The organism is Streptococcus sp. HMSC077F03 (genome assembly GCF_001812375.1).
Taxonomy (GTDB): Bacteria; Bacillota; Bacilli; order Lactobacillales; family Streptococcaceae; genus Streptococcus; species Streptococcus oralis_S.
Genome location: NZ_KV808756.1, coordinates 1 through 23,295 on the forward strand (window position 1 = coordinate 1; position 23,295 = coordinate 23,295).

Consider the following 23,295-nt stretch of genomic DNA (forward strand, 5'->3'; position numbering starts at 1 on the left):
CTACTTTTTTACCTTTGTCAAGGACTTTTTTCCTCTTTACCGAAATTCTGAAAAGATAAAGGAAAGTTCTCTCAGGAGAGCTTTACGTCCTCTAAAGACTTCCCCTCCCATGAGACGATCTATTAACTCTTGTTTTTCCATACTCTGCTTTGATTTATAATTCTTTAGAAGTTCGTGAAAGAGATAATAATCGTCCAGTCTGAGTCCTTTTTCTCCTAGACGATGGCTAATCTCACTCACCTCTTCATAGGGTTCTTTGTCAAAACGGCGCTTGTGGCTTTCCTGTTTACGGATGTAATCTAGGATGCGATTTCTAAACTTTGTTTTAAAGCAAACATATAGTTGATGGCGGTCGCCCTCTAGTAACTCTGGGTTGCGACTCACCAGCTCATACAGACATAACATGCCTTCCTGATCCCAGTCCTCTTTCTCCCACAGATGCAAATGATAATCTTTGCGACACTTATGGACGATTCCCTTACTTTCTTCATATAAATCTTTTAGATTCATAGACCTCTCCTTTCTGCATTTAGTTTAGCAAAATGCGCGAGCCACTGGGTCTACTTCCTCTATTCTATACTTCTTCCTCCCTCAACAGCACATAAAAAGAGAGGCAAAGCCTCTCTGGGGTTATAATTCTGCAATTTGGTTGAGATTCACTTCTGCAATCGTATCATTACCAAACATAGAGATAATCATCTTCACTTTGTTGTTATCAATTTCAGTAATTTTTCCTGTGTAGTCTGCAAAAGCGCCATCAATGATACGGACTGTCTGGCCAACTTCAACATCAATATCGAACTCTTGAACAGTTTGTCCCATTGAAACCAGAATATCACGGATTTCTTGCTCCAAAAGTGGAGTTGGTTTTGATCTGTTACCGTGTGAGCCAACGAATCCTGTTACGTTAGGTGTGTTTCGAACGACGAACCATGCTTCATCGGTCATGACCATTTCTACAAGGACATAACCTGGAAAGCGATTCTCTTCAATTTCCTTTTTCTTTCCATTTTTCTCAACTTGCACGGTTTGTGTTGGAATCTCAACACGTAGAATATTATCCAACATGTTATATGTTTGCGCACGTTGCAATAGATTTTCTTTTACCTTATTTTCATAGCCAGAATAAGTTTGTAGAACAAACCATCCCTTGTCAAAACTATCCATGATATTTCCTTTCATACATATATAGAAGAAAGTTAGCAGAACTTCTCCACTTTTCTTCTAAAAAATGTTAATAAATCGAATCAAACCTGATACAATCAACTGGTCAAAAATGTAAATGATGACCACAAAGAAGGCTGTGTATTCCATAATAGAGCGAAAATCTCTCCAGCTTTCTTTGCGAGTTGGCCAAGTTGTTTCTTTAAGAAGTTTAAAAATATCCTTAATAAAACCCATCGTTCTCTCCTATCTCGTTTCTCTATGTGTCGTATATTTTCCACAATGTTTACAAAATTTATTTACTTCTAGTCGTGTTGGCTTGGGGTTCCCACTAATTTTGATTGAGTAATTCCTTGAACCACAAACTGCACAAGCTAGGCTTGCATTTTTTAGTGCCATAACGCCTCCATCTTATCTATTATAACAAGAAACCGAGGCTTTGACAAGCCTCTTAACGAAATAGATTAAGGATTGAGTCCCATATTGTCTGGGCTTTTTCTTTTATCTTAGCTTCTGAAATCGCACGGCCTGCTTCATCTACAAGATTTTGTGCACGACTACGAATATCTCCTATCGGGTCCTCAGACTGGTTTGTCTCATCTTCAACAACTTGCTTTTTCGTATTTTCTGGTTCAATCCCATTTTGTTTATAAGCATTTTCAACTGTAAAAGTGCTACCTGGAGTGTAAGGTAAAATGGTATTAGCCATACTTCTAAAGACATGGGCTGCTCCATTGGAGGTCGAACCTGCTAGATAATGGTTCTCATCTGTTGTTGGGAAACCGAGCCAGTGGCTGATGACCACATCCGGAGTATAGCCGATCACCCACTGATCACTGGTATATTCTGGGTTGAAAACAGCTTCAGTCGTACCTGTTTTACCAGCCATAACGTAATCCGCTGGTGACGAACTAATTCCTGTACCATTGGTAAATGTTCCTAGCATCATGCTGGTCATTTTATCGGCTACCGACTTATCAATCACTCGTTTTTGGGAATTTTTATGACTCTTGATGACCTGACCGCTGGCATTTTCAATACGAGTGATGAAATGCGCTTCAGGCATCAGACCTCCATTAGCAAAGGCTGCATAGGCTTGCGCCATCTGGAGAGGATTCGTCTCCACACCTCCACCAAGAGCAACTCCAAGAACTCGGTCAACTTTTTCCATATTCAGACCAAATCTCTCCCCAGCGTCAAAAGCTTTGTCAATACCTAATTCATTTACAGTCGCAACAGCTGGCAGGTTGAGTGATTCCGCCAAGGCCTGATACATAGGTACTTCTGGAGATGTCTTAATACCCGCATAGTTGTCTACTTGATAACTGTTGTACTGCATCGTATGATTATCCAGTTGCTTGTTCAAGGCCCATCCTGCTTCTACTGCGGGTGTATAAACGACTAAAGGTTTAATGGTTGAGCCTGGGCTACGCTTAGACTGAGTGGCATAGTTAAAATTGCGGAAGCCTGGTTTGTCATCACCAGCTACACGACCAACAACTCCACGCACTCCACCAGTCTTGGGTTCCAGAGCGACACTACCTGATTCGGCATGCGTTCCGTCTTCTGCTGTTGGAAATAGCGAAGTGTTTTCGTAAATAACCTGCATGTTTGCTTGGTAGTTTTGGTCAAGCTCTGTGTAGATGCGATAGCCGTTGTTGACAATCTCTTCTTCTGTGAGATTGTACTTGGAAACCGCTTCGTTGACAACAGCATCAAAATAGGACGGGTAACGATAATCCGAAACTTTGCCTTCATATTTATCTTGCAGTTGAGAAGCCATATCTACTCCAGCCGCTTCGGTCTCTTGGTTTTTATCAATATAACCTGCTGCAACCATATTTTGCAAAACAGTATCCCTACGGTTGGTCGAAGTCTCAACAGAATTTAATGGATTATACAATTCTGGTCCCTTGAGCATCCCTGCTAGAGTCGCCGCCTGATCAAGCGTTAGTTGTGAAGCCGATACACCGAAATATTTCTTACTTGCATCTTCAACACCCCATACCCCATTTCCGAAGTAGGCGTTATTGAGGTACATAGTAAGGATTTGCTCCTTGCTGTATTTCTTTGTCAACTCTAAGGCAAGGAAAAACTCCTTGGCTTTCCGTTCAACGGTTTGGTCCTGAGACAGATAAGCATTTTTCGCCAACTGTTGAGTGATGGTGGACCCCCCTCCAGAACGACCCGCTGTAAGGATGGCTAGAAAGAAACGACCGTAGTTAATCCCATCATTTTTATAAAAAGAACGGTCCTCTGTCGCGACAACAGCATCTTGCAAGTCTTTGCTGATATCTGCCAGCTCAACATAGGTTCCCTTTTGACCTGATAGAGCCCCTGCCTCTTTTTCTTCGCGGTCAAAAATCAGAGTTCGCGTTTTCAAGGCATTTTGCAAATCATTAACATTGGTAGACTTGGCTATCGCAAATAGGTAGGTTCCTACTAGCAAACCAGAACTTAACCCTAAAATGATGACAATCTTGGTCAGATGATAACGACGCCAAAATTTCCGTATCGAACCTACATGGCCTAGTTTTTTTCTATCGCTCCGTGAACGACGCATGCTAGTCGAATCAGACTCCGCGGATTCATTCGTTTCTTTTTTAAAGAGAGAAAGAAACTTCTCAAATAATTTATCTAATTTCATGCGTTTATTTTATCATCTTCACCATAGGAACTCAAGAATTTAGCTGTTCCCTATCCAAACAGGGCTTTTTTTGTTACAATATCTGTATGCAATTCACATTTACATTACCATCATCCCTGCCTCAAATGACGGTCAAGGAACTCCTAGAGGAACAACTCCTCATTCCTAGAAAGATTCGCCATTTTCTAAGAACCAAGAAGAATATCTTAATCAATCAAAAACAAGTTCACTGGAACGAGATAGTCAAACCAGGTGACATTTGTCAGTTGACTTTTGACGAGGAAGATTATCCCCCAAAAGAAATCCTTTGGGGCAATCTAGACCTCGTTCAAGAGATTTACCAAGACCAACATCTCATTATCGTCAACAAGCCAGAGGGAATGAAAACTCACGGAAATCAACCTGGTGAAATCGCCCTTCTCAATCACGTCTCTGCCTACGTTGGCCAAAACTGCTATGTCGTTCATCGCCTGGATATGGAAACAAGCGGTTTAGTGCTTTTTGCTAAAAATCCTTTTATCTTACCCATCCTCAATCGTTTGTTGGAGAAAAAGGACATTGCTCGTGAGTACTGGGCACTCGTAGAGGGGCAAGTAGGGAGTAAAGAACTTGTCTTTCGAGATAAAATTGGTCGTGATCGACACGATCGTAGAAAAAGAATAGTTGATGAAAAAAATGGACAATATGCTGAAACACATATCAGTCGATTAAAACAATTCCCAAACAAGACTACCCTTGTCCGTTGCAAACTAAAGACCGGTCGAACGCATCAAATCCGTGTTCACCTCTCTCACCATAAGCACCCTATCCTGGGCGATCCTCTCTATAACTCTAAAACAAGAACGAGCCGGCTCATGCTCCACGCTTTTCGACTCTCCTTTACTCATCCACTCACCTTAGAAAAATTGAGTTTCACTGCCCTCTCGGATACTTTCGAAATAGAATTAAAACAAAATGGATGACACTATCATCCATTTTTCTATACAAAAAAGCAAGACCAGAAGGCCTTGCTTTTATCGACTCAAGAATTATTTAGCGATTTTTGCGAAGTATTCAAGAGTACGAACAAGTTGTGAAGTGTAAGACATTTCGTTGTCATACCATGAAACAACTTTAACCAATTGTTTGCCGTCAACGTCAAGAACTTTAGTTTGAGTTGCATCGAACAATGAACCGTAAGACATACCTAAGATATCTGAAGATACGATTGGATCTTCTGTGTAACCGTATGATTCGTTTGAAGCTGCTTTCATAGCTGCGTTTACTTCATCAACAGTAACATTCTTTTCAAGAACTGCTACCAATTCAGTTACTGAACCAGCTGGAACAGGAACACGTTGAGCAGCTCCATCCAATTTGCCGTTCAATTCAGGAATAACCAAACCGATTGCTTTAGCAGCACCAGTTGAGTTAGGAACGATGTTAACTGCACCAGCGCGAGCACGGCGAAGGTCACCACCACGGTGTGGTCCGTCAAGGATCATTTGGTCACCAGTGTAAGCGTGGATAGTAGTCATCAATCCTTCTACAACACCGAAGTTGTCTTGAAGAGCTTTAGCCATTGGAGCCAAGCAGTTTGTAGTACATGAAGCACCTGAGATAACTGTTTCAGTACCGTCAAGAATGTCGTGGTTAGTGTTAAATACAACTGTTTTAACATCGTTTCCACCAGGAGCAGTGATAACAACTTTTTTAGCTCCTCCAGCGTGCAAGTGTTTTTCAGCCGCTGCTTTCTTAGCAAAGAAACCAGTTGCTTCAAGAACAATTTCTACACCGTCAGTAGCCCAGTCGATTTGTTCTGGATCACGTTCAGCAGAAACTTTAACGAATTTACCGTTAACTTCAAATCCACCTTCTTTAACTTCTACAGTACCGTCGAAACGACCTTGAGTTGTGTCGTATTTCAACAAGTGTGCAAGCATAACTGGATCTGTAAGGTCGTTGATGCGAGTAACTTCAACACCTTCTACGTTTTGGATACGGCGGAAAGCAAGACGACCGATACGTCCGAAACCGTTAATACCAACTTTAACTACCATTAGTGATTTCCTCCTTATGAAAATCATGAAAATTTTATTGTGAAAAGAGTAACTTGAATCACTACAAATCACCTTTCAACAAACCTATTATATAACTATTTGAGTTGAATTGCAAGTACGGGCGTTGATTTTCTCTCCCGCTTTTCTACTTTTTCTCCCCCTTTTTATTCATCCATTCTTTTATTCTCAAAGCATATCTCTAGAATTTTTATAATATCTGCATATTCTCTTCATTTCATGGTGAAACTTCAATTTCAACTCTTTCAGAGTTTACAAAAAAGAGACAGGATTTCTCCTGCCTCTAGGCTGATAAACGATTATTTACGGCGTCCTGGTCGTTCTGCATAACCATAGTATGCATCTGCCATGATTTCTTCCATGTCGGCTACCATTGGCAAGCGTGGGTTTGCAGGTGAACATTGGTCTTCATAAGCAAGCAAGGCAATTTCATGCAAGCTGTCTTTCCAAGCTTTTTCATCAATTCCTTGATCCTTGAAGTTCATCTTGATACCTACTGCAACACCAAGTTCGTAAACAGCTTTAGCGTATGCTTCAACCGCTTCTTCTGGAGTTGAGTGAGGCAATCCAAGCATTCTAGCAATATCTTGGAATTTTTCGTCAGCTTTCCAGTAGTTATACTTAGGCCATGTAGTCGTCTTAGATGGGCGAGTTCCATTGTAACGGATAACGTATGGAAGCAAGATTGCGTTTGTACGTCCGTGAACAGTATGGTGAACCGCACCGATCTTGTGGGCCATTGAGTGGCTCATACCAAGGAAGGCATTGGCAAAGGCCATACCAGCCATTGTAGATGCATTGTGCATTTTTTCGCGAGCTTCTGGATCAGCTGTCTTAACAGATTTTTCCAACCATTCAAAGACAAGTTTGATTGTTTGAAGGGCGATACCGTCTGTGTAGTCGTTAGCAAAGTTTGAAGTGTAGGCTTCAGTCGCGTGAGTCAAGACGTCCATACCAGTGTCAGCTGCGATGAAGTCTGGAACTGATTCAACCAAAGCAGGGTCAACAATGGCAATAGTTGGTGTCAATGAGTAGTCAGCCAATGGGTATTTGCGGTTGTTTTTCTTATCAGAGATAACGGCAAATGGTGTTACTTCTGAACCTGTACCTGAAGTTGTTGGGATACCGATGTACTTCGCTTTCTTACCAAGTGATGGGAAGCGGAAGGCACGTTTACGGATATCCATGAATTTTTGAACCAAGTCACGGAAGTCGATTTCTGGTTGTTCGTAGAAGAGCCACATTACTTTGGCCGCGTCCATTGGAGAACCACCACCAAGAGCGATAATTGTATCTGGTTCAAATGCTTTCATCACTTCAGTACCACGTTCTACAGTTGTGATATCTGGGTCTGGTTCAACGTCTGAGAAGACTTGGACAGTTACACGGTTGCTGCGTTTGTTCAATTGGTCAATAATGCGTTGAACAAAACCAAGTTTTTCGATCGATTTGTCTGTAACAATCATAACGCGTTCAATATCTTCACATGTTTGAAGGTATTGGATAGAATTGCGTTCGAAGTAAATTTTTGAAGGAACTTTAAACCACTGCATATTATTTCTACGTTTCCCTACTTTCTTGATGTTAAGAAGGTTGATAGCGGATACGTTATCACCAACTGAGTTGTGTCCATATGAACCACATCCAAGTGTTAATGATGGAATGAAGGCATTGTATACGTCACCGATACCACCGAAAGTAGATGGAGAGTTCCAGATAATACGCATTGCTTTGATTTCTGTACCAAAGCGTTTAGCAAGAGCTTCGTCTTTTGTATGGATAGCAGCTGAGTGTCCTAGACCATTAAATTCAACCATTTGACGAGCTTTTTTAAGTCCATCTTCAGTATCTTCGGCTTTTAGGACAGCGATAACTGGTGACAATTTTTCACGAGTCAATGGTTCTTTCGGTCCTACTTCTGCACATTCCGCAGCCAAGATGTTTGTTCCTTCTGGAACGCTGAATCCTGCTTGTTCTGCAATCCATGTTGCTGGTTTACCAACGATGTCAGCGTTCAATTTTGCTCCAGCACAGTTCTTGCTATTTGATTTTGCTCCAAAACAGAATTCTTCAAGAAGTGCTTTTTCTTTCTTGTTTACAAAGTAAGTGTGATATGATTTGAATTCTTCTACAAATTCGTCATACACTTCTTTATCAATGATAACCGCTTGTTCTGATGCACAGACCATCCCATTATCAAATGATTTAGACATAACGATGTCATGAGCAGCTTGACGAAGGTCAGCAGATTTTTCTACATAGGCAGGAACGTTTCCGGCACCTACCCCAAGTGCTGGTTTTCCACATGAGTATGCAGCTTTAACCATGGCATTCCCACCAGTTGCAAGAATAGTTGCAACACCTTCGTGGTTCATTAGCGCTCCAGTTGCTTCCATAGATGGCTTTGTAATCCATTGAACACAGTTTTCAGGAGCGCCAGCTGCAATCGCTGCATCGCGAACGATTTGTGCTGCGTGAGCTGATGATTCTTGAGCAGATGGGTGGAAGGCAAAAACGATTGGGTTACGTGTTTTCAAAGCAATGAGTGATTTGAAAATCGCTGTTGAAGTTGGGTTTGTTGTCGGAGTGACACCACAGATTACACCGACAGGCTCCGCAATCTTTGTCAAACCTGTAATTGGATCATCTTCAATAACTCCAACTGTCTTAACTCCACGCATATTGTTCACTACGTGTTCGCAGGCAAATAGGTTTTTTGTCGCCTTGTCTTCAAATACCCCACGACCAGTTTCTTCAACTGCGTGTTGTGCAAGGATACCGTGCGCGTCAAGTGCTGCAACCGAAGCTTTTGCCACGATATAGTCAACTTGCTCTTGGTTCAACTTGCGCATTTCATCAAGCGCAACCAAGGCTTTTTTCACGAGACCATCGACATGCTTTTCAGCAGCAAGTTGTTTTTCCTCTGGTGTTACTGTTTTTTTATCAGCCATATTATCCTCCATAGCCTTTAAAGATTTTATCCTTTGTTAATTTTTTCACAAGTTTATTATAACTCTTTTTTTATGCTTTGTAAACAGTTTCATAAGTATTTCACAAAGAATTTTTCTGAGATTGTGATTTTTTTCTCAATACGGCTACACAATAGAGTTTTGTCTGGACGATTGTGAAATTATGGAAAAAATTTTTTTATTTCACAAAGTTTTTCTAGTTAATAGTTAGTTATCGAATTCAAGCCAAGAAAGCCCTTTCTTTTTAGGCTTTGAAAATAGTCTCCTAACTTGGAGACTACTGTTTTTGTTGAAAAACGCCTTGTTTAAAGGTCCCTTCATAAACAACTTCTTGCTCTGTCGTCAACTTCCCTTGACCTTCAGCTTGACCATTTACAAAATCACCTTCGTATTTCCAGCCATCTTTTGATTGGAAAGTTCCTTTCCCATTAAAGGCTCCATTATTGAAATCACCTGTATATTGGTCTCCGTTTTCAAAGGTCAGGGTTCCCTGACCATTCATTTTTCCTCGTACCAAGGTGCCATCATAAACAAGAGCTCCACCATCAAGTGTCAGGACACCCTTTTTAGGCGTATTTAGCAGAAATACCGAAAGAGCACAGAGTACCATTACAACTACTGCAATGAGCTCTAACCTAGGACGAGTTAGGTAAACTCTACCCTTCTCATAAAATTGTTTAAGCTTTTCCATTGTCACTCTCTTTTTCTAATCGATCTAGCCAGCTTTGACATCCACTTGTGATACGAGCATAGGTTTCCTCAAAATCTCCTGTATACCAAGGATCTGGAACACTTCCAGATGCAAAAGGGTAGATCTTATACTGCAATTCCTGAGGACACATTTGACGCAGATCTGAAACGTTTGAAGCATCCATACCGATAATGTAATCAAACGATTCAAAGTCTTCCCTGCCAATCTGAAGCGATGTTTTATCTTTGTCATACGGGATCTGATATTGCTGGAAAATTCCTTGCGTTCCCCTATGAATCGGATTGCCATGTTCCCATGATGACGTCGCCCGGCTTTCGACGTGGTAATCGCTCGTCATGGACTTCATCACAAACTCTGCCATGGGGCTTCGGCAGATATTTCCTAGGCAAACAAATACTATTTTTTTCATCCCTTTTCCTCTCATATCATAGAAAAACGGGAGTGACAGATCCCGTTTTATTCTTCGATTGCTCCGCCTTCGTCAACAACTGTTCCTTCTGGTGTCACAGCTTCTTTGAGTGGCAAAACGGTCTTGATAGCAGCCAATTCAAAGGTCAAATAAACGCCATCTACATCCAGTACGATTGTACCTTTCTCAGTATCTACTTCATCCACTGTTCCGTAAAGCCCACCAATCGTAATGACTTCATAGCCTTTTTGAAGCTTGTTCAAGCTTTCCATACGCTTTTGTGCTTGTTTCTTTTGAGAACGTTGCATAAAGAACATCAAGCCCATCATTGCTACTAACATGATTAAAAATGTATATTGCGATTCCATTATATTCTCCTTTGTATTTTACATAGGACTACTATATCAAATTTCAGCTACTTTTACAAGGTTGTACCTTGTTTTTATGGTTATAAAAAATCAGAGCTTTCACTCTGATTTCTGCAATTATTTCAAGTTTTGAACGACTTTGACTAGATTTTCTACAGTAAATCCGTACTCTGCCAAGACTTTTGGTGCTGGGGCAGATGCTCCAAAGGTATCAATACCGAGAACTGCACCATCAAGACCAACATACTTGTACCAGTTTTGAGTTGCTCCCATTTCGACTGCAACACGGCGACGAACTGCATTTGGAAGGATTTCTTCCTTGTATGCTGCATCTTGTGCGTCAAAGACATCTGTTGATGGCATGCTGACTACACGGACTTTTGCTCCTTGGCTAGCCAATTCTTTGGCAGCTACGACCGCCAAATTCACCTCTGAACCTGTTGCAATCAAGATTGTATCAAAGTCTGCTGCAGTTTCATAGACAACATAGGCACCTTTCGCAACTTTGTCAAAGTCTGTTCCCTCTTCGACAGTCAAGTTTTGACGTGTCAATACAAGGGCAGTTGGTGTTTTTTCGCTTGTCACGGCAAGGTACCAAGCCGCTTGAGTTTCACGCGCATCTGCTGGGCGGAAAACATTCAGATTTGGCATAGCACGGAGACCTGCTAAGTGTTCAACTGGTTCGTGCGTTGGACCATCTTCACCAACTGCGATTGAATCGTGGGTAAAGACATAAGTCACAGGAAGTCCTTGCAATGCTGATAAGCGGACAGCTGCTTTCACATAGTCAGAGAAGACAAAGAAAGTACCACCATAAACACGAAGTCCACCGTGAAGGGCCATTCCGTTCAAGATCGTTCCCATTGCAAATTCACGAACACCAAACTGAATATTGCGGTTCAAGCGATTAGCATCATCTTGAAGTCCATCCGTTTTGATGTAAGTCATGTTTGAGTGAGCGAGGTCAGCTGATCCACCTAGGAAAGTTGGCAACTTGGCAGCGACAACGTTCAAAGCATCTTGACTTGAGTTACGAGTTGCTTGGGAAAATCCATTTTCTAAGGTTGGGAAGTCTGCTGGAGTCACCTCAACTGGATCACGGCCGTCGATGATGGCTTCTACTTCTGCAGCCAGTTCTGGATGAGCTTCTTTATAATCAGCAACTAATTTAGTCCAAGCTTGATAAGCTGATGCGCCACGGTCTGCAACATTTTCCTTGAAATCAGCATAAACTTCAGCTGGGATTTCAAATGATTCATAGTCCCAACCAAGGGCTTGACGAGTAGCCGCAGTTTCATCTGCTCCAAGAGGAGCACCGTGTACAGCATTGGTTCCTTGTTTGTTTGGAGAACCGTATCCAATAACAGTCTTCACTTCAATCAAAGATGGTTTGCCTGAAGCTTTAGCTGTTTCGATAGCCGCATGGATAGCTTCCAAGTCTGTTCCGTCTTCAACTAAGGCTGTATGCCAGCCGTAGGCATTGTAGCGATCACGAACACTTTCTGTAAAGGAATCTTTTGTCTCACCATCCAAGTTAATGTCATTTGAATCATAAAGAACCACCAACTTGTCAAGTTTTTGCAAGCCTGCATATGAAGCCGCCTCACTTGAGACACCTTCCATCAAATCTCCGTCTCCACAGATCACATAAGTATAGTGGTCAAAGATATTGAAACCTTCGCGGTTATATTTGGCTGCAAGGAAACGTTCTGCTTGGGCAAAACCAGTAGCAGTAGAAATCCCTTGACCTAGAGGACCAGTTGTCGCGTCAACCCCTGCTGTATGACCAAATTCTGGGTGACCTGGCGTTTTTGAACCCCATTGGCGGAAGTTCTTGACTTCATCCATGCTAACATCTTCAAAACCAGAAAGGTGAAGAAGGGCATAAAGAAGCATAGAGCCGTGTCCTGCTGAAAGAATAAAGCGATCGCGGTTGATCCAGTTTGGTTGAGCTGGATTGATACGAAGTTGCTTTGTAAAGAGGCTATAGGCCATAGGAGCAGCCCCCATAACCACCCCTGGGTGACCTGAGTTTGCTTTGTTGATGGCGTCAATACCTAGAAAACGAATTGCATTAACAGATAGATTTGACATAGAATTTCCTTTCTCTTTGAGGTGATTAATAAATCACACATCCTATTTTACTATTATATGAAAATTATCCGTATAGTGCAACATACGGATAACCTCCAGATAATAATTTACATCATTTGAACAGTTTTTATAGCAAAGCTTTGAATTGGATATTCGAATCTTGCTCGAAGCAATCATCAAATCCACGTGGGTGATGGTATTCTACTAGGTGCTGATCTTGAGGATAAGTGTACTTACCTCCTACTTCACAGATAAATGGATGGAAGTTGTACTGCAAACGGTCTTTTCTCATCTTCCATAGTTCTAAAATTTCATTGGTTGAAGCCATAAAGTTTGACCAGATGTCATAGTGAACTGGGATAATGACTTTAGCACGCAGATTTTCTGCCATACGAAGAAGATCAATTGAAGTCATCTTGTCTTGGATACCAACTGGGTTTTCACCATAGTTGTTCAAAGCAACATCAATCTTAAAGTCTTTTCCGTGTTTCGCAAAGTAGTTTGAGAAGTGAGAGTCTGCACCGTGATAAATAGTACCACCTGGTGTTTCAAAAATATAGTTAACAGCTTTTTGAGCCATCTCTTCATCAGTAACAGTCAAACCTGCCAATTCTCCACCTGTTTCATCAGCACCGTTGACTGGCAAAGTTACCAAGCAAGTACGGTCAAAAGATTCCACAGCATGAATCTTCATGTCTTTGAGTTCAATGGTGTCACCTGGTTTAACTACAATAATGCGTTCTTTTGGCACTCCCCAGCCTTCCCAGATAAGTCCGCAATGGTAAGGTCCGATGAATTTAACATGTTCCAATTTTGGATTATTCAAAATAGCTGCGGCTGTATAAGGATCAATATGATCGCTATGGAAGTGGGAAACCAAGTAGTAGTCTAACTCATTGATTGCAAATGGGTCAATGACCATCGGTTGAACACGCAAGTTTGGTTGCAATTTACGTACACCTGCCATGTTAGCCATTTGGTGCCCACGGACCATATCTTTAACTTTTTTAGTAGATTTTCCGCGATTTGACCAAAGGTCCATCACAACGTTAGCACCACCAGGTGTCTTAATCCAAGTTCCACAGTTGCCTAGCCACCACATAGCAAAATTGCCTTCAGGAACGACTTCTTCTTCAATTTCTTCGTTGAGCCATGTTCCCCATTCTGGGAAAGTCGCTAGAATCCATGATTCTCTTGTAATTTCTTTTACGTTTGGCATTATGACATCCTCCATTTTTTGTTCAAGTTTTCATTTCATACTTAGTATAACACCCGCCCGAAAATTAAAAAAGACCAAGAAAAACACAGGTTTGTGTTCATCATTGGACTGTCATGTTATAACTCTTCAAAAAAGGACTGGATAAGTAATTCTTGATTTATCAGACTTTGAATCTCCTGCTGCAGTTTCGTTGCGGCACGCTTATCCGGTATATAAGTTGAAATAATGGTTGATAAATTTTCGCTGAAACTTCTGCCGTCTTTTCGAAAAACCTTGTTTTTCAGATAATCAACTATACGCAAGATATCCTCTGCCTCCAAGATAGGATTGACCTTTAAGACAGGGAAGCGACTCTCTAGTTCATCATTTGTTGTAATCACCAAATCCACCAAGGCAATATCCTCAACACTTTTAAACTGTTCTGTTGTGAAAACTGCCCCGATTTGTTCGTTGGGAAGATAGAAACGACATTGTTTGAGCAACAGTTTAGAAACCCCTACTCCTTCGTCACAAACCAGATAAATTTTTTTGGTGGCATTCTGCGAGGATGGAGTGTATTTCAAAAATCCACCAACGTGAATCGTCAGATAAGCAATCTCATCGTCCGTCAAGCGTACAAGCCAGGCTTCCTCCAAAATCTCGGCACATTTTTTGGTGATGATAAAGAGCTCGCTGTACTTGGAACGGATTTGCTTAGTAAGAGGATTTTTAGAAAAGATGCCATAGGTCTTTCTAAACAACAAAGCCTTACAGTGAATCAGCAGGTTACGTAACAAGTCTTCCTTGTTTTCGATTTCCATCTTGGTTTGTGATTCAAAATGCCAAATAAATTCCTCTAAAGTGACTTTCAGCTGGTGAAAGTCTTCGCTTTCCGCATGGACGTCTCTATCCTTTCTATAGGATAAAAGGAGAATGGCCAACAGAGAAATTTCGAGTTCCGATAAAGAAATTTCAAATGTCTCAAAAAGGCGCTCACTCAGCCTTTCAGATACTCTGTACTCTATTCTCTTACGAATCAAGGAAAAATCTTGATCAATATCCTGATGCTTTTCTTGATGACGCGTGATATTATCACAACTTAAAAGCAGATAAGGAAGCACTCGCAACATAAAGGTCACTTCATGATGATTTATTTTTTTCCCTAAATCCTGTTCAACCAGAGGGACTTGCTCCTTGAGAAATTGATGCATTTGTCTAGACAAAAGCAACTCTCCTTGGAATCTATCCTTTATCTTATCTTCAAGAATGGTAACAAAAGCTCTATTTCCTTCCATAAAGATATGGTATAAGAGCGATTGAAGATGCTGAATTTTATTTAAGGGGTGGGCGCTAAGATAATAACCTTGTGATTTACTTACTTGCAGGGTTACCTGATACTGTTCTAGGCTTAACTGGTAACGGATGGTATTGAGATCATTCAAAACGGTGTTCCGCGAAACTTCTGTTAATTCCATCAGTTTTTCGACAGTGATGCGTTCTTTGGAAATTCCAATCCAAAATAACATCATCTGCATGCGTTCTTCCCCGCTCATCACATAATCGTAGGAGTCAACTTCGGATAAAAGTTGCTGACAAGCAAGTCTCTGCTCCTCCGTTAAGTAGATACCAATACGAGGAAGGCTAACAAGGTGGTGTTCAGGATTGCCCAATGCATCATTAATTTTATCAACGTGATAATAGACCTTTCTCCTTGATTGACCCAAATCTTTGGAAATGGTCATAATCGTTTTGGGAGATTCTTGATCCAGGAGGTACATCAATAGCTCACAACTCGTTTTATCTAATACCATCTTATCCTCCTATTATTCGGGACCAATCAATCAAACAGTCTCCCTATCATAGCACTTTAATAAAAATATTTCAATGATAATATTTATCATTGGGCTCGTTTGCTTTTCAGGTTTATTGCAAAAGCGAGGCCTAGATACCTCCAAGCCTCTTTTCAATTGCCCGTTTTTTATTTTTGACCATAGTAGGCATTTGGTCCATGCTTTCTTTGGTAATGTTTTTCCAATATGTGCTGTGGTGCAGGTTCAACTCTTGGATTGATTTGCTCTGTGAAACGGTTCATCTTGGAAACTTCTTCGAGAACCACTGAATGGTAAACTGCATTTTCAGGGTTCTTGCCCCATGTGAATGGACCGTGGTTGCGAACGACAATCCCTGGTACTTCAACCGGATTGAGACCGCGACGTTCAAATTCTTCCAGAATGACCAAACCTGTATCCTTTTCATACGCTACTTCAACTTCATCCTGAGTCAAGCTACGAGCACAAGGAATTGGTCCATAAAAATAGTCGGCATGTGTGGTCCCATAAAATGGAATATCACGTCCCGCCTGTGCCCAACCCACTGCTTCTGTCGAGTGAGTATGAACCACACTACCAATGGTAGGCCAAGCTTTATATAATTCCACGTGAGTTGGTAGGTCGGAAGATGGTCTCAAATCACCTTCAAGTACCTTCCCATCCAAATCTGTCACCACCATGTTTTCAGGAGTCAATTTATCATAATCTACTCCCGATGGCTTGATAACAATCACGCCTAGCTCACGATTCACTTCTGAGACATTGCCCCATGTGAATTTAACCAAGCCGTGTTTAGGAAGAGATTGATTAGCTTCGCAGACACGCTTTCTCATATCATTGATTACTTGATTCATCTTACATCAAACCCGCTTTCTTTATTAATGGGTAGAGGAAATCTTGTGCTTCTTTGATAGCCACTTTGGTTTCTTCTACTGTTTCACAGTTTTCGGACCACATCTCGATTAGGAAAGGACCATTATAGTTGGTCTTTTTCAAAATATCAAAAGCTGCTTCCCAGTTGACGCAGCCAGTTCCAAAAGGAACATCTCGGAATTGTCCTTTTGAAGTTTCGGTCACGGGATAGGTATCCTTGAGGTGGAGGGCTGCAAGGGCATGGTGCCCGATATAAAATTCACTGTAAACGTCATTATGCCAAGCTGAGACATTACCAATATCTGGATAAACAAAAAGATAAGGTGAATCAATCTCTTTTTCAACAGCCAAGTACTTTTCAATGCTATTAATAAAAGGATCATCCATAATTTCAATAGCTAAGATGACCTGAGCTTCCTCCGCCCAGACACAAGCTTGTCTGAGGTTTTTGATGAAACGTTCACGTGTTTGAGGGGACTTTTCCTCATAATAAACGTCATAACCAGCTAACTGAATCGTACGAACTCCCAAATCCTGAGCTAGTTCGATACATTTTTTCATCAGTTCCAGCGATTTTTCTTCTAGAACTGGATCGTTTGAACCCATTGGATAGCGACGATGACCTGAAAAACAGATGGACGGAATTCGGATTCCTGTTTCATAGATGGCTTTCACGATTTCCAATCGTTCTTCCTTGCTCCAATCAAGACGAGCCAAACGTTCATCACGCTCGTCAATCGACATTTCAACAAAGTCGAAGCTCAATTCTTTTGCAAAATTCAAGCGTTCCAACCAAGTAAAATGCTTGGGTGTAGCTTTTTCATAGATTCCAATTGGACGTGCCATAGATTACCCCCAAATTCGTTTGATTTCGTCCTTAAAGGCACGTGCTGCGCCTGCTGGATCTGCTGCCTCGGTAATTCCGCGACCTGCGATAAAGGTAAAGACATCCACTCCTTCAAAGAGTTTGAGTGTGTCCACATCCAGTCCTCCCGTAACAGACACACGGAAGCCCATATCAATCAATTTTTTGACCTTGTTTAGATCTTTTTCGCCCCAAGTTTCCCCAGCAAGCAGGGCATCACGAGATTGGTGATAGATTGCTTGGGAAATTCCCGCATCAAGCCAGAGTTGAGCCTGTTCAAAAGTCCAGTCTCCATAAAGTTCGATTTGGATTTCACCTCTATCTCCACGTTCAGCTGTGATGGCTTTAAGAGCAGCTTCCATAGTCGGAATGGTTGCACAGCAGATACAAGTCATCCAGTCCGCTCCACGTACAGCATTATTCTTGGCAACCGTTCCACCAGCATCCGCACACTTGGTGTCTGCAACGATGATCTTATCTGGGAAAAGGCTACGCAAGACTTCTACTAATTCGCTCCCTACTTGAAGTAGGCAAACAGTACCAGCTTCGATGATATCCACTTCATGACCAACAGCTACAGCAGCCTTAATGGCGCCTTGCAAATCTGAATGGTCTAGTGCAACTTGTAAATTTGGTATTCTTTTTGTCATCTTCCTACTCCTTTTTAGCTTTCCAAGTCCAAGCCTTCGAGGTATGGACTATTTTTTGATTCTTCAATCATATCCAAAACTTCTTCTTTGCTCTGGCATCCTTGTAAGCGGGCAATGGAATCTTCCAACTCAAACAAGGCAATAATTTGTGGAATCGCTACACTTGTATGAATCTTTGAGCTTGTCGCAGCCAAAGCTAGTAAGACGGATACTTCTTTTCCATCTGAAAAAACAACTGATTTTTGCAAGGTAATCAGTGAAAAAGCATCCCGCTGAACACCTGCCTCTGGCCTAGCATGGGGCATAGCCATCCCTGGCATTAAAATATAGTAGGGACCATATTCTTCTGTTGACTCAATAATCGCATCATAGTACTCTGGTAAAATTGCGCCACTTTCAATCAAGGGTTCCACCGCTAACTTAACTGCTTCTTTCCAATCAGCCGCCTCAAGTCCCAATCGAATTGAATTATTTTCAATCAAAGCCTGTTTTAAATTCATAGTTGCCTCCTTTATGTAAAGAGGGACTAGGACAGAACCCAGTCTTCACAGTTTCTGTCCAGCCCCCTCCAACCTTCTATAGTGCCTGACTGAGTTTTTCAGTGATTTCTTTATCATCCATCAAGTTGTCAAGCCCAATTAACTTCCCATTTGTTCTCCCTTCCAATTCTTGGATCAGGTGAAGAGAGGCGATAACGATATCATAGCCAGCTGCCAAACTTTTAGCTTCGCCGACACTGCATGAGTTTACTGTAAAGTCTGTTTGGTTTAGCTTGCGGAGCGCATTTTCCACCTTCATCTTGATAACCATTGATGAACCCATACCATTTCCACATGCTGCTAATACTTTAACCATTTTATTTCTCCTTTTCTAAATTCTAAGCTTCTTCTTGTACTTCGCCGTTATAGTATTTTTCTTTATCTTTAGCTTTGGCAAATTGAATTTGAGGAATGACAAGCAAGAAGAGGCAAACAAGCACATAACCAATAATACCAAGGTATTTGAAGATGTAGCCAAATCCAAGCCATGGGAATTCAAAGTCGATATTTCCATGGTAACCACCATAAGCCGCCAAGTCGAGAAGGGCTACGCAAAGAGCACCAAGGGCAACTTGAAGTACACCTGAGATAAAGGACAAGATAACTGCCGCTTTCCAACCACCACGTTTATCAGCGTAAACGGCGATAGCTGCATTATCAAAGAATACCGGTACAAATCCTGTGATGATAAGGATAGGATTTTTGAAGACGATGAGTAGAACGATTGTAATCAATTGACCAATCAAACCAAAGGCAAAACCTGACAAAACAGCGTTTGGAGAGCCAAATCCATAAGAAGCTGCAACGTCCACCGCTGGGAATGAACCTGGCAAAAGCTTACTTGAGATACCTTGGAAGGCATTTGTCAACTCAGATACGAACATGCGGACACCTTGCATCAAGATAAACAAGTAAACTGAGAAGGTGAAGGCTGTTTGGATAATATACATGAAGAAGTCTTGCTTAGCAGGATTGAACAAGGTTCCTGAAGTGATTACTTCTTTATTTGACATGATTTCTGGTCCCAAGATCAAGAGAATAGCACCAAAGAAGACCAGCATCAAGGTCGCAGAGGCAACTACTGTATCATGAAAGATAGAGAGGAATTTAGGCAATTTAATATTGTCTAGACTTTCTTCCTTCTTACCAAAACGTCCTGCGATTTTATCTACAAACCAAATAGCAAATTGTTGTTGGTGACCAATCGCAAAGCCACCCCCACCAGTCAAACGTTGAGTTGCTTCAACAGTCATGTTTGAGCTAATTGCCCAGTAAAGTCCACAGATAATTCCGATAGCCGCTGTACCGTAAGCATTGCGCAATTGTGGAACCAAGAAGAGAACCATAAGAGAAACAGTTGCTGCTTGTTGCACCATGATATGCCCTGTGATAAAGAGAGTTCTCACTTTGGTGAGTTTACGGAAAGCCACTAGCAGAATATTGACCCCGAAACCGATCAAAAGGGCTGTTGTTGCAGTTCCGACAAAATCAGGAAACTCAGCTGCAATTTTGTTATTTGCGGCTGCTAGTCCAAAGTAAGGGTCGATAACTGCCGCACCAATTTGAAATTTAAAGTTGAGCGCTGCCAAGATCGGACGGAAAGTGGTAACCAAGCCTCCCGCACCAACGTTCAGCAACATATAACCAACTGTCGCTTTTACAAATCCTGAAAAGACTTCATGAGCTGGCTTTTTCAAAAGCGCATACCCAATTAGTACCAAGAGACCCACGAAAAATGCGGGATTCTGCAAAATATTGCTAGAAAACCAATTTAGAACACTTGAAATGACTTCCATAACTGTTCTCCTTTATTTGAATTGTTTTTGTAACTTTATTATATATTTTGAAAACACAAACAAAAAGACCAAGAATTACACAGCGGACTGTTCACTCTTGGACTGAACGATTTATGATATTTTTGAGAAATTTTACTTCCTCGTCACCTCATAGTAAGGAAGTAGGCGAGTATAAGTTTCTTCTAATTTTTCTAAAATCTCTGCTAATGTTTGATTTTCAATAAAAGAAACATCCGACTTTACCAAAACTTTACGGATTTCCTGATTGCGTACCTTCTCGCGTAAAGTGCGACGGTTCTCCTCAGTAGCCTCCACCTTATGACTTTCCCCATTTGAGTAGACTAGATAATAAATTCCTTCTACCACTGGAAGTTCTAAAACCTTGGCTTGCTTGTCTAAAGTCTGTTCATCTTTCTTGCGCTCAATGAAGCTGACTTCTAAGGAAATCCCAAAATCTGAGGGTTTCCCATACAAACGCAGCGCCAACATGGGTTCTGTTACCTGCCCCTCTCTCTGTAGATAGGCCCAGAAATGCGGTCGCAAGCGCTGCGCTTGATTCATCCACTGACTAGTCTGTTGAAGTTGCCATTCTGGATGACTTGCTTGGAAGTCCTTGGCCAGATTTGTAAAAGCCTTACGAGCCTCCTGGCCTTTGTGGCGCAATTCCAGCATCTTCTCTCGCTCATCTCCAGACTTATCTGGATTACGATACTGGATCCCCGCGTAAGATAGATAGTTTCTGATGGTTTCCATCATCGGTCTTTTCTCCTTTTTTCTAGCAAAAAATCAGGTCAAGCCTGATTTTGTTTATTCTGTATCTACGACAACATAGCGATTTGGCTCATCACCCTCAGAATAACTGGTCACTCCATCCATGCGTGAAATAATGCGATGGATAATCTTGCGTTCGCTATTCGACATTGGATCTGTTTGCTGGCTACGACCTTCCTCCAAAACGCGATTCGCTAATTTTTGAGCGTAGGTTTGCAAGACTTCTGCACGGTGTTCAACATAATCATTGACGTTAATCGTAATGTAGAAAGTTCTTGAATAGCGATTATAAAGGTAATTTTGCGCCAATAGTTGAAGAGCTTTCAAGACTTTTCCGTGATAGCCGATAATACGGCCTGGTTCATTCGTGTCAATTTGAAGATTGATGGTGCGGCGATTGTAGTCACTTGAAATCGTCCCTTCAACATCCATATCATCTACAATGGTTTGAACGTAGTTAGCTACTTCAGTTGCCACTTGTTCGATGTCATAACTTGGTTCTACTTTCAAGCCTAAATCTTCCAAAGATTGGCTTGTTGCTTCCTGCGTTTCAGTTTCTTTTTCTGGAGCAGATTCCACTTCCTCGGCAGTATCCTCTGGTTCCAAATCATTTAAAATTGAAATATGACCTGTTTCTTCCAAAATCGTGCTGGCATGTTTTTCATTTTTCAGGATTTCAGCCTTGACCTCTTCAGAAACACCTTGACCTTCTTCTTCAATCTTCTTAATCGCTTCAACTACATGCCCCAAATCAACAGTTGCTTCACTTACTGTTTTCACGGGTTCATTTTTTTCATTGACTTCTTTTGGAACCCCTTTAATGGCCTGCTGATTGGCTTTGATCACTGTCGTTTCACTAATCGCTTCGATATCAACTTGAGCCGGCTTCTTACCAAACAAGCCTAAGAATCCTTTTTTCTCTTTTGAAACGACCTTGATGTGGGCCTTCATTCTTGGAATGTCTAATTCTTTCAATCCTTTTTGGATTGCTTCTTCAACCGTTGAACCTGTAAATAATACCATTACCAGATTCCTCCTTATTTTTTCTTTTTCTGTGCTTTTTTCAAAGCTCTTCTCTTCTTGCCTTCTAAATCTTTTTCTGCTTGCGCCACTGCTTCTCTTTCAGCAATAATCTTGAAAGGATTGTTCAAAAAATAGGTTTGCAGAACTTGGTAAGCATTGGATACGGCCCAGTACAAGGCTACACCACTTGGGGCGGAGATGGCAAAAACAAAGATCAATACAGGCATACCATACATCATCCCTGTCGTAGCTCCACTTTTTTCGGACAAAGCTTTATTCGATAACCAGCTACTCAAGAAGGTAAAGACTGCCGCCAAAATCGGAAGGACAAAACTTGTATCTACTCCTCCCAAATTAATCCATAAAAAGTGACCTGTTTTCAAAAAGTCTACTCGACTCAAGGCTTGAAAGAGCGCCAAGAGAACCGGCATTTGTATTAAAATTGGCCAGAGAGAGGATGAATGTTTGATTCCTAACTCTTTATAAACCTTACGCATCTCCTGGTCTAGCTTGGTTCTACTTTCCATATCACGACCTGGGTATTGCTCTCGCAAAGCCTTGATGCGCGGTTGAGCCTCTTGCATTTTTCTAGAGGCAACCATCTGTGTCTGAAAGACCGGCAATAAAATCGTCCGGATCAAAATCGTGAAGAGAATAATCCCCACTCCGATACTAATATCAAAGGACAAAAAGCGGATAATTTCAGCAAAAAAATAGACGAATTTGCTCCAAAAGTCTGTCGAATCTGCTGTTATATCGCTAGCTGTACCATTTGTTGCACAGGCTGTCATGATAAACAAGGACAGGCCCAACAAACTAGTCAACTGTAGTTTCTTTTTCACTCCCATTTCCTTCCTGGTAAATCTTTGATAACTTTAATACGTGGAGTAGGTTTTTCTCCATCTCTGCATATTCCAAGGTTTCCACCCCTTTTCGGGCAATCACGACAAAATCAACATGCTCTACTAAACTCCCTTTTACACTTTGTAGAATGTGCCGGATTCGTCTCTTGATTTGATTTCTGGTAACTGCATTCCCCAGCTTTTTGCTGACGGACAGTCCTACTCGAAAATGGTTTTGCTGGTTTTCCAATTGGTAGACAACAAATTTTCGATTGGCAAAACTTGTTCCGTCCTTGAAAATCGCCTTAAAATCTTTCTCTCTTTTTACACGAAAGCTTTTCTTCAAAACTCAACTCCATCTATTAAATTACTACTATTATACCATATTTTTTGAAAAAGCCAATAACAGCAAGGTTTTAGACATTTTCTACATAAAAAAAGCTGGAAAATCTCTTTCCCAACTTCTTTTTACAATCAAATTTTACGTGT

24 protein-coding genes are annotated in these 23,295 nt (G+C 41.3%); 1 reads left to right on the top strand and 23 read right to left on the bottom strand.

Annotated features, from left to right (window positions below):
* Positions 1–36 precede the first annotated feature (36 nt).
* The 5 genes from HMPREF2853_RS02305 to pbp2a form a co-directional block, all read right to left on the bottom strand.
* Positions 37–510 carry a hypothetical protein gene (locus tag HMPREF2853_RS02305; RefSeq protein ID WP_001049306.1) on the bottom strand — a complete coding sequence of 158 codons (474 nt, stop codon included), beginning with the start codon at positions 508–510 and terminating at the stop codon, positions 37–39.
* A gap of 120 nt (positions 511–630) precedes the next feature.
* Complete coding sequence (gene nusG, locus HMPREF2853_RS02310; RefSeq protein ID WP_000376728.1) at positions 631–1,167, bottom strand: transcription termination/antitermination protein NusG; 537 nt, start codon at positions 1,165–1,167, stop codon at positions 631–633.
* Between the two features lie 57 nt (positions 1,168–1,224).
* Positions 1,225–1,401 (bottom strand): preprotein translocase subunit SecE, encoded by a 177-nt coding sequence (secE, locus tag HMPREF2853_RS02315; RefSeq protein ID WP_000505776.1) that lies wholly within the window; start codon positions 1,399–1,401, stop codon positions 1,225–1,227.
* 9 nt (positions 1,402–1,410) lie between these two features.
* The gene (gene rpmG / locus HMPREF2853_RS02320; protein WP_042899468.1) at positions 1,411–1,563 is read right to left on the bottom strand and encodes a 50S ribosomal protein L33; all 153 of its coding nucleotides are present in this window, start codon (positions 1,561–1,563) and stop codon (positions 1,411–1,413) included.
* A gap of 52 nt (positions 1,564–1,615) precedes the next feature.
* Positions 1,616–3,811 (bottom strand): penicillin-binding protein PBP2A, encoded by a 2,196-nt coding sequence (pbp2a, locus tag HMPREF2853_RS02325; protein WP_049550036.1) that lies wholly within the window; start codon positions 3,809–3,811, stop codon positions 1,616–1,618.
* 86 nt (positions 3,812–3,897) lie between these two features.
* Between pbp2a and HMPREF2853_RS02330 the strand changes: the two genes are divergently transcribed.
* On the top strand, positions 3,898–4,773 hold the full coding sequence (locus tag HMPREF2853_RS02330; RefSeq protein WP_083306874.1) for an RluA family pseudouridine synthase: 876 nt from the start codon (positions 3,898–3,900) through the stop codon (positions 4,771–4,773).
* A gap of 66 nt (positions 4,774–4,839) precedes the next feature.
* Here the strand turns inward: HMPREF2853_RS02330 and gap are convergent, their stop codons facing one another.
* The 18 genes from gap to rnpA all read right to left on the bottom strand — a co-directional run bounded on the left by gap (position 4,840) and on the right by rnpA (position 23,152).
* Positions 4,840–5,850, bottom strand: a complete 1,011-nt coding sequence (gene gap / locus HMPREF2853_RS02335) for a type I glyceraldehyde-3-phosphate dehydrogenase (RefSeq protein WP_000260676.1) — start codon at positions 5,848–5,850, stop codon at positions 4,840–4,842.
* Between the two features lie 317 nt (positions 5,851–6,167).
* On the bottom strand, positions 6,168–8,819 hold the full coding sequence (gene adhE, locus HMPREF2853_RS02340) for a bifunctional acetaldehyde-CoA/alcohol dehydrogenase (protein ID WP_000763993.1): 2,652 nt from the start codon (positions 8,817–8,819) through the stop codon (positions 6,168–6,170).
* Between the two features lie 295 nt (positions 8,820–9,114).
* Positions 9,115–9,528 (bottom strand): MORN repeat-containing protein, encoded by a 414-nt coding sequence (locus HMPREF2853_RS02345; RefSeq protein WP_049550037.1) that lies wholly within the window; start codon positions 9,526–9,528, stop codon positions 9,115–9,117.
* A complete protein-coding gene (locus tag HMPREF2853_RS02350; RefSeq protein WP_049550038.1) occupies positions 9,515–9,958 on the bottom strand; it encodes a low molecular weight protein-tyrosine-phosphatase in 444 nt (147 codons plus the stop codon). The genes HMPREF2853_RS02345 and HMPREF2853_RS02350 overlap by 14 nt, the downstream gene beginning before the upstream one ends.
* Positions 9,959–10,005: 47 nt before the next feature.
* Positions 10,006–10,326 (bottom strand): preprotein translocase subunit YajC, encoded by a 321-nt coding sequence (gene yajC, locus HMPREF2853_RS02355; protein WP_049550039.1) that lies wholly within the window; start codon positions 10,324–10,326, stop codon positions 10,006–10,008.
* A gap of 117 nt (positions 10,327–10,443) precedes the next feature.
* A complete protein-coding gene (gene tkt, locus HMPREF2853_RS02360) occupies positions 10,444–12,420 on the bottom strand; it encodes a transketolase (RefSeq protein ID WP_049550040.1) in 1,977 nt (658 codons plus the stop codon).
* A 127-nt stretch (positions 12,421–12,547) separates the two neighbouring features.
* Complete coding sequence (gene ulaG, locus HMPREF2853_RS02365; protein WP_070534706.1) at positions 12,548–13,639, bottom strand: L-ascorbate 6-phosphate lactonase; 1,092 nt, start codon at positions 13,637–13,639, stop codon at positions 12,548–12,550.
* Between the two features lie 116 nt (positions 13,640–13,755).
* Entirely contained in the window at positions 13,756–15,429 is a 1,674-nt protein-coding gene (locus tag HMPREF2853_RS02370; protein ID WP_070534708.1) for a BglG family transcription antiterminator, read from the bottom strand.
* 167 nt (positions 15,430–15,596) lie between these two features.
* Positions 15,597–16,301: an L-ribulose-5-phosphate 4-epimerase gene (locus tag HMPREF2853_RS02375; protein WP_001077565.1), complete on the bottom strand. Its 705-nt coding sequence runs from the start codon at positions 16,299–16,301 to the stop codon at positions 15,597–15,599.
* A 1-nt stretch (position 16,302) separates the two neighbouring features.
* A complete protein-coding gene (locus HMPREF2853_RS02380; protein ID WP_000113588.1) occupies positions 16,303–17,166 on the bottom strand; it encodes an L-ribulose-5-phosphate 3-epimerase in 864 nt (287 codons plus the stop codon).
* Positions 17,167–17,169: 3 nt separating this feature from the next.
* Positions 17,170–17,835, bottom strand: coding sequence for a 3-keto-L-gulonate-6-phosphate decarboxylase UlaD (locus tag HMPREF2853_RS02385; RefSeq protein ID WP_000166723.1), 666 nt, complete (start codon positions 17,833–17,835; stop codon positions 17,170–17,172).
* 14 nt (positions 17,836–17,849) lie between these two features.
* Entirely contained in the window at positions 17,850–18,335 is a 486-nt protein-coding gene (locus tag HMPREF2853_RS02390; RefSeq protein WP_001049934.1) for a PTS sugar transporter subunit IIA, read from the bottom strand.
* 76 nt (positions 18,336–18,411) lie between these two features.
* On the bottom strand, positions 18,412–18,690 hold the full coding sequence (locus HMPREF2853_RS02395) for a PTS sugar transporter subunit IIB (protein ID WP_000241470.1): 279 nt from the start codon (positions 18,688–18,690) through the stop codon (positions 18,412–18,414).
* Positions 18,691–18,712: 22 nt separating this feature from the next.
* A complete protein-coding gene (locus HMPREF2853_RS02400) occupies positions 18,713–20,170 on the bottom strand; it encodes a PTS ascorbate transporter subunit IIC (RefSeq protein WP_000452078.1) in 1,458 nt (485 codons plus the stop codon).
* Positions 20,171–20,302: 132 nt separating this feature from the next.
* Positions 20,303–20,926 (bottom strand): hypothetical protein, encoded by a 624-nt coding sequence (locus tag HMPREF2853_RS02405; protein WP_000970732.1) that lies wholly within the window; start codon positions 20,924–20,926, stop codon positions 20,303–20,305.
* Positions 20,927–20,977: 51 nt separating this feature from the next.
* Complete coding sequence (gene jag, locus HMPREF2853_RS02410) at positions 20,978–21,964, bottom strand: RNA-binding cell elongation regulator Jag/EloR (protein WP_000242587.1); 987 nt, start codon at positions 21,962–21,964, stop codon at positions 20,978–20,980.
* Positions 21,965–21,978: 14 nt separating this feature from the next.
* Positions 21,979–22,806: a membrane protein insertase YidC gene (locus tag HMPREF2853_RS02415; RefSeq protein ID WP_000728097.1), complete on the bottom strand. Its 828-nt coding sequence runs from the start codon at positions 22,804–22,806 to the stop codon at positions 21,979–21,981.
* Positions 22,781–23,152 (bottom strand): ribonuclease P protein component, encoded by a 372-nt coding sequence (rnpA, locus tag HMPREF2853_RS02420; protein ID WP_000748120.1) that lies wholly within the window; start codon positions 23,150–23,152, stop codon positions 22,781–22,783. Before rnpA ends, HMPREF2853_RS02415 begins: the two co-directional genes overlap by 26 nt.
* Positions 23,153–23,295: the final 143 nt, after the last annotated feature.

What these genes read in the sequence shown, in the direction of transcription:
- HMPREF2853_RS02345 (WP_049550037.1), bottom strand. Translation starts at nt 9,528, where the DNA reads ATGGAAAAGCTTAAACAATTTTATGAGAAGGGTAGAGTTTACCTAACT.
- HMPREF2853_RS02400 (WP_000452078.1), bottom strand. Translation starts at nt 20,170, where the DNA reads ATGGAAGTCATTTCAAGTGTTCTAAATTGGTTTTCTAGCAATATTTTG.
- nusG (WP_000376728.1), bottom strand. Translation starts at nt 1,167, where the DNA reads ATGGATAGTTTTGACAAGGGATGGTTTGTTCTACAAACTTATTCTGGC.
- HMPREF2853_RS02330 (WP_083306874.1), top strand. Translation starts at nt 3,898, where the DNA reads ATGCAATTCACATTTACATTACCATCATCCCTGCCTCAAATGACGGTC.
- HMPREF2853_RS02405 (WP_000970732.1), bottom strand. Translation starts at nt 20,926, where the DNA reads ATGATGGAAACCATCAGAAACTATCTATCTTACGCGGGGATCCAGTAT.
- HMPREF2853_RS02375 (WP_001077565.1), bottom strand. Translation starts at nt 16,301, where the DNA reads ATGAATCAAGTAATCAATGATATGAGAAAGCGTGTCTGCGAAGCTAAT.
- rpmG (WP_042899468.1), bottom strand. Translation starts at nt 1,563, where the DNA reads ATGGCACTAAAAAATGCAAGCCTAGCTTGTGCAGTTTGTGGTTCAAGG.
- ulaG (WP_070534706.1), bottom strand. Translation starts at nt 13,639, where the DNA reads ATGCCAAACGTAAAAGAAATTACAAGAGAATCATGGATTCTAGCGACT.
- secE (WP_000505776.1), bottom strand. Translation starts at nt 1,401, where the DNA reads ATGGGTTTTATTAAGGATATTTTTAAACTTCTTAAAGAAACAACTTGG.
- HMPREF2853_RS02380 (WP_000113588.1), bottom strand. Translation starts at nt 17,166, where the DNA reads ATGGCACGTCCAATTGGAATCTATGAAAAAGCTACACCCAAGCATTTT.
- adhE (WP_000763993.1), bottom strand. Translation starts at nt 8,819, where the DNA reads ATGGCTGATAAAAAAACAGTAACACCAGAGGAAAAACAACTTGCTGCT.
- HMPREF2853_RS02370 (WP_070534708.1), bottom strand. Translation starts at nt 15,429, where the DNA reads ATGGTATTAGATAAAACGAGTTGTGAGCTATTGATGTACCTCCTGGAT.
- HMPREF2853_RS02390 (WP_001049934.1), bottom strand. Translation starts at nt 18,335, where the DNA reads ATGAATTTAAAACAGGCTTTGATTGAAAATAATTCAATTCGATTGGGA.
- yajC (WP_049550039.1), bottom strand. Translation starts at nt 10,326, where the DNA reads ATGGAATCGCAATATACATTTTTAATCATGTTAGTAGCAATGATGGGC.
- pbp2a (WP_049550036.1), bottom strand. Translation starts at nt 3,811, where the DNA reads ATGAAATTAGATAAATTATTTGAGAAGTTTCTTTCTCTCTTTAAAAAA.
- gap (WP_000260676.1), bottom strand. Translation starts at nt 5,850, where the DNA reads ATGGTAGTTAAAGTTGGTATTAACGGTTTCGGACGTATCGGTCGTCTT.
- HMPREF2853_RS02305 (WP_001049306.1), bottom strand. Translation starts at nt 510, where the DNA reads ATGAATCTAAAAGATTTATATGAAGAAAGTAAGGGAATCGTCCATAAG.
- HMPREF2853_RS02395 (WP_000241470.1), bottom strand. Translation starts at nt 18,690, where the DNA reads ATGGTTAAAGTATTAGCAGCATGTGGAAATGGTATGGGTTCATCAATG.
- jag (WP_000242587.1), bottom strand. Translation starts at nt 21,964, where the DNA reads ATGGTATTATTTACAGGTTCAACGGTTGAAGAAGCAATCCAAAAAGGA.
- tkt (WP_049550040.1), bottom strand. Translation starts at nt 12,420, where the DNA reads ATGTCAAATCTATCTGTTAATGCAATTCGTTTTCTAGGTATTGACGCC.
- HMPREF2853_RS02385 (WP_000166723.1), bottom strand. Translation starts at nt 17,835, where the DNA reads ATGACAAAAAGAATACCAAATTTACAAGTTGCACTAGACCATTCAGAT.
- HMPREF2853_RS02350 (WP_049550038.1), bottom strand. Translation starts at nt 9,958, where the DNA reads ATGAAAAAAATAGTATTTGTTTGCCTAGGAAATATCTGCCGAAGCCCC.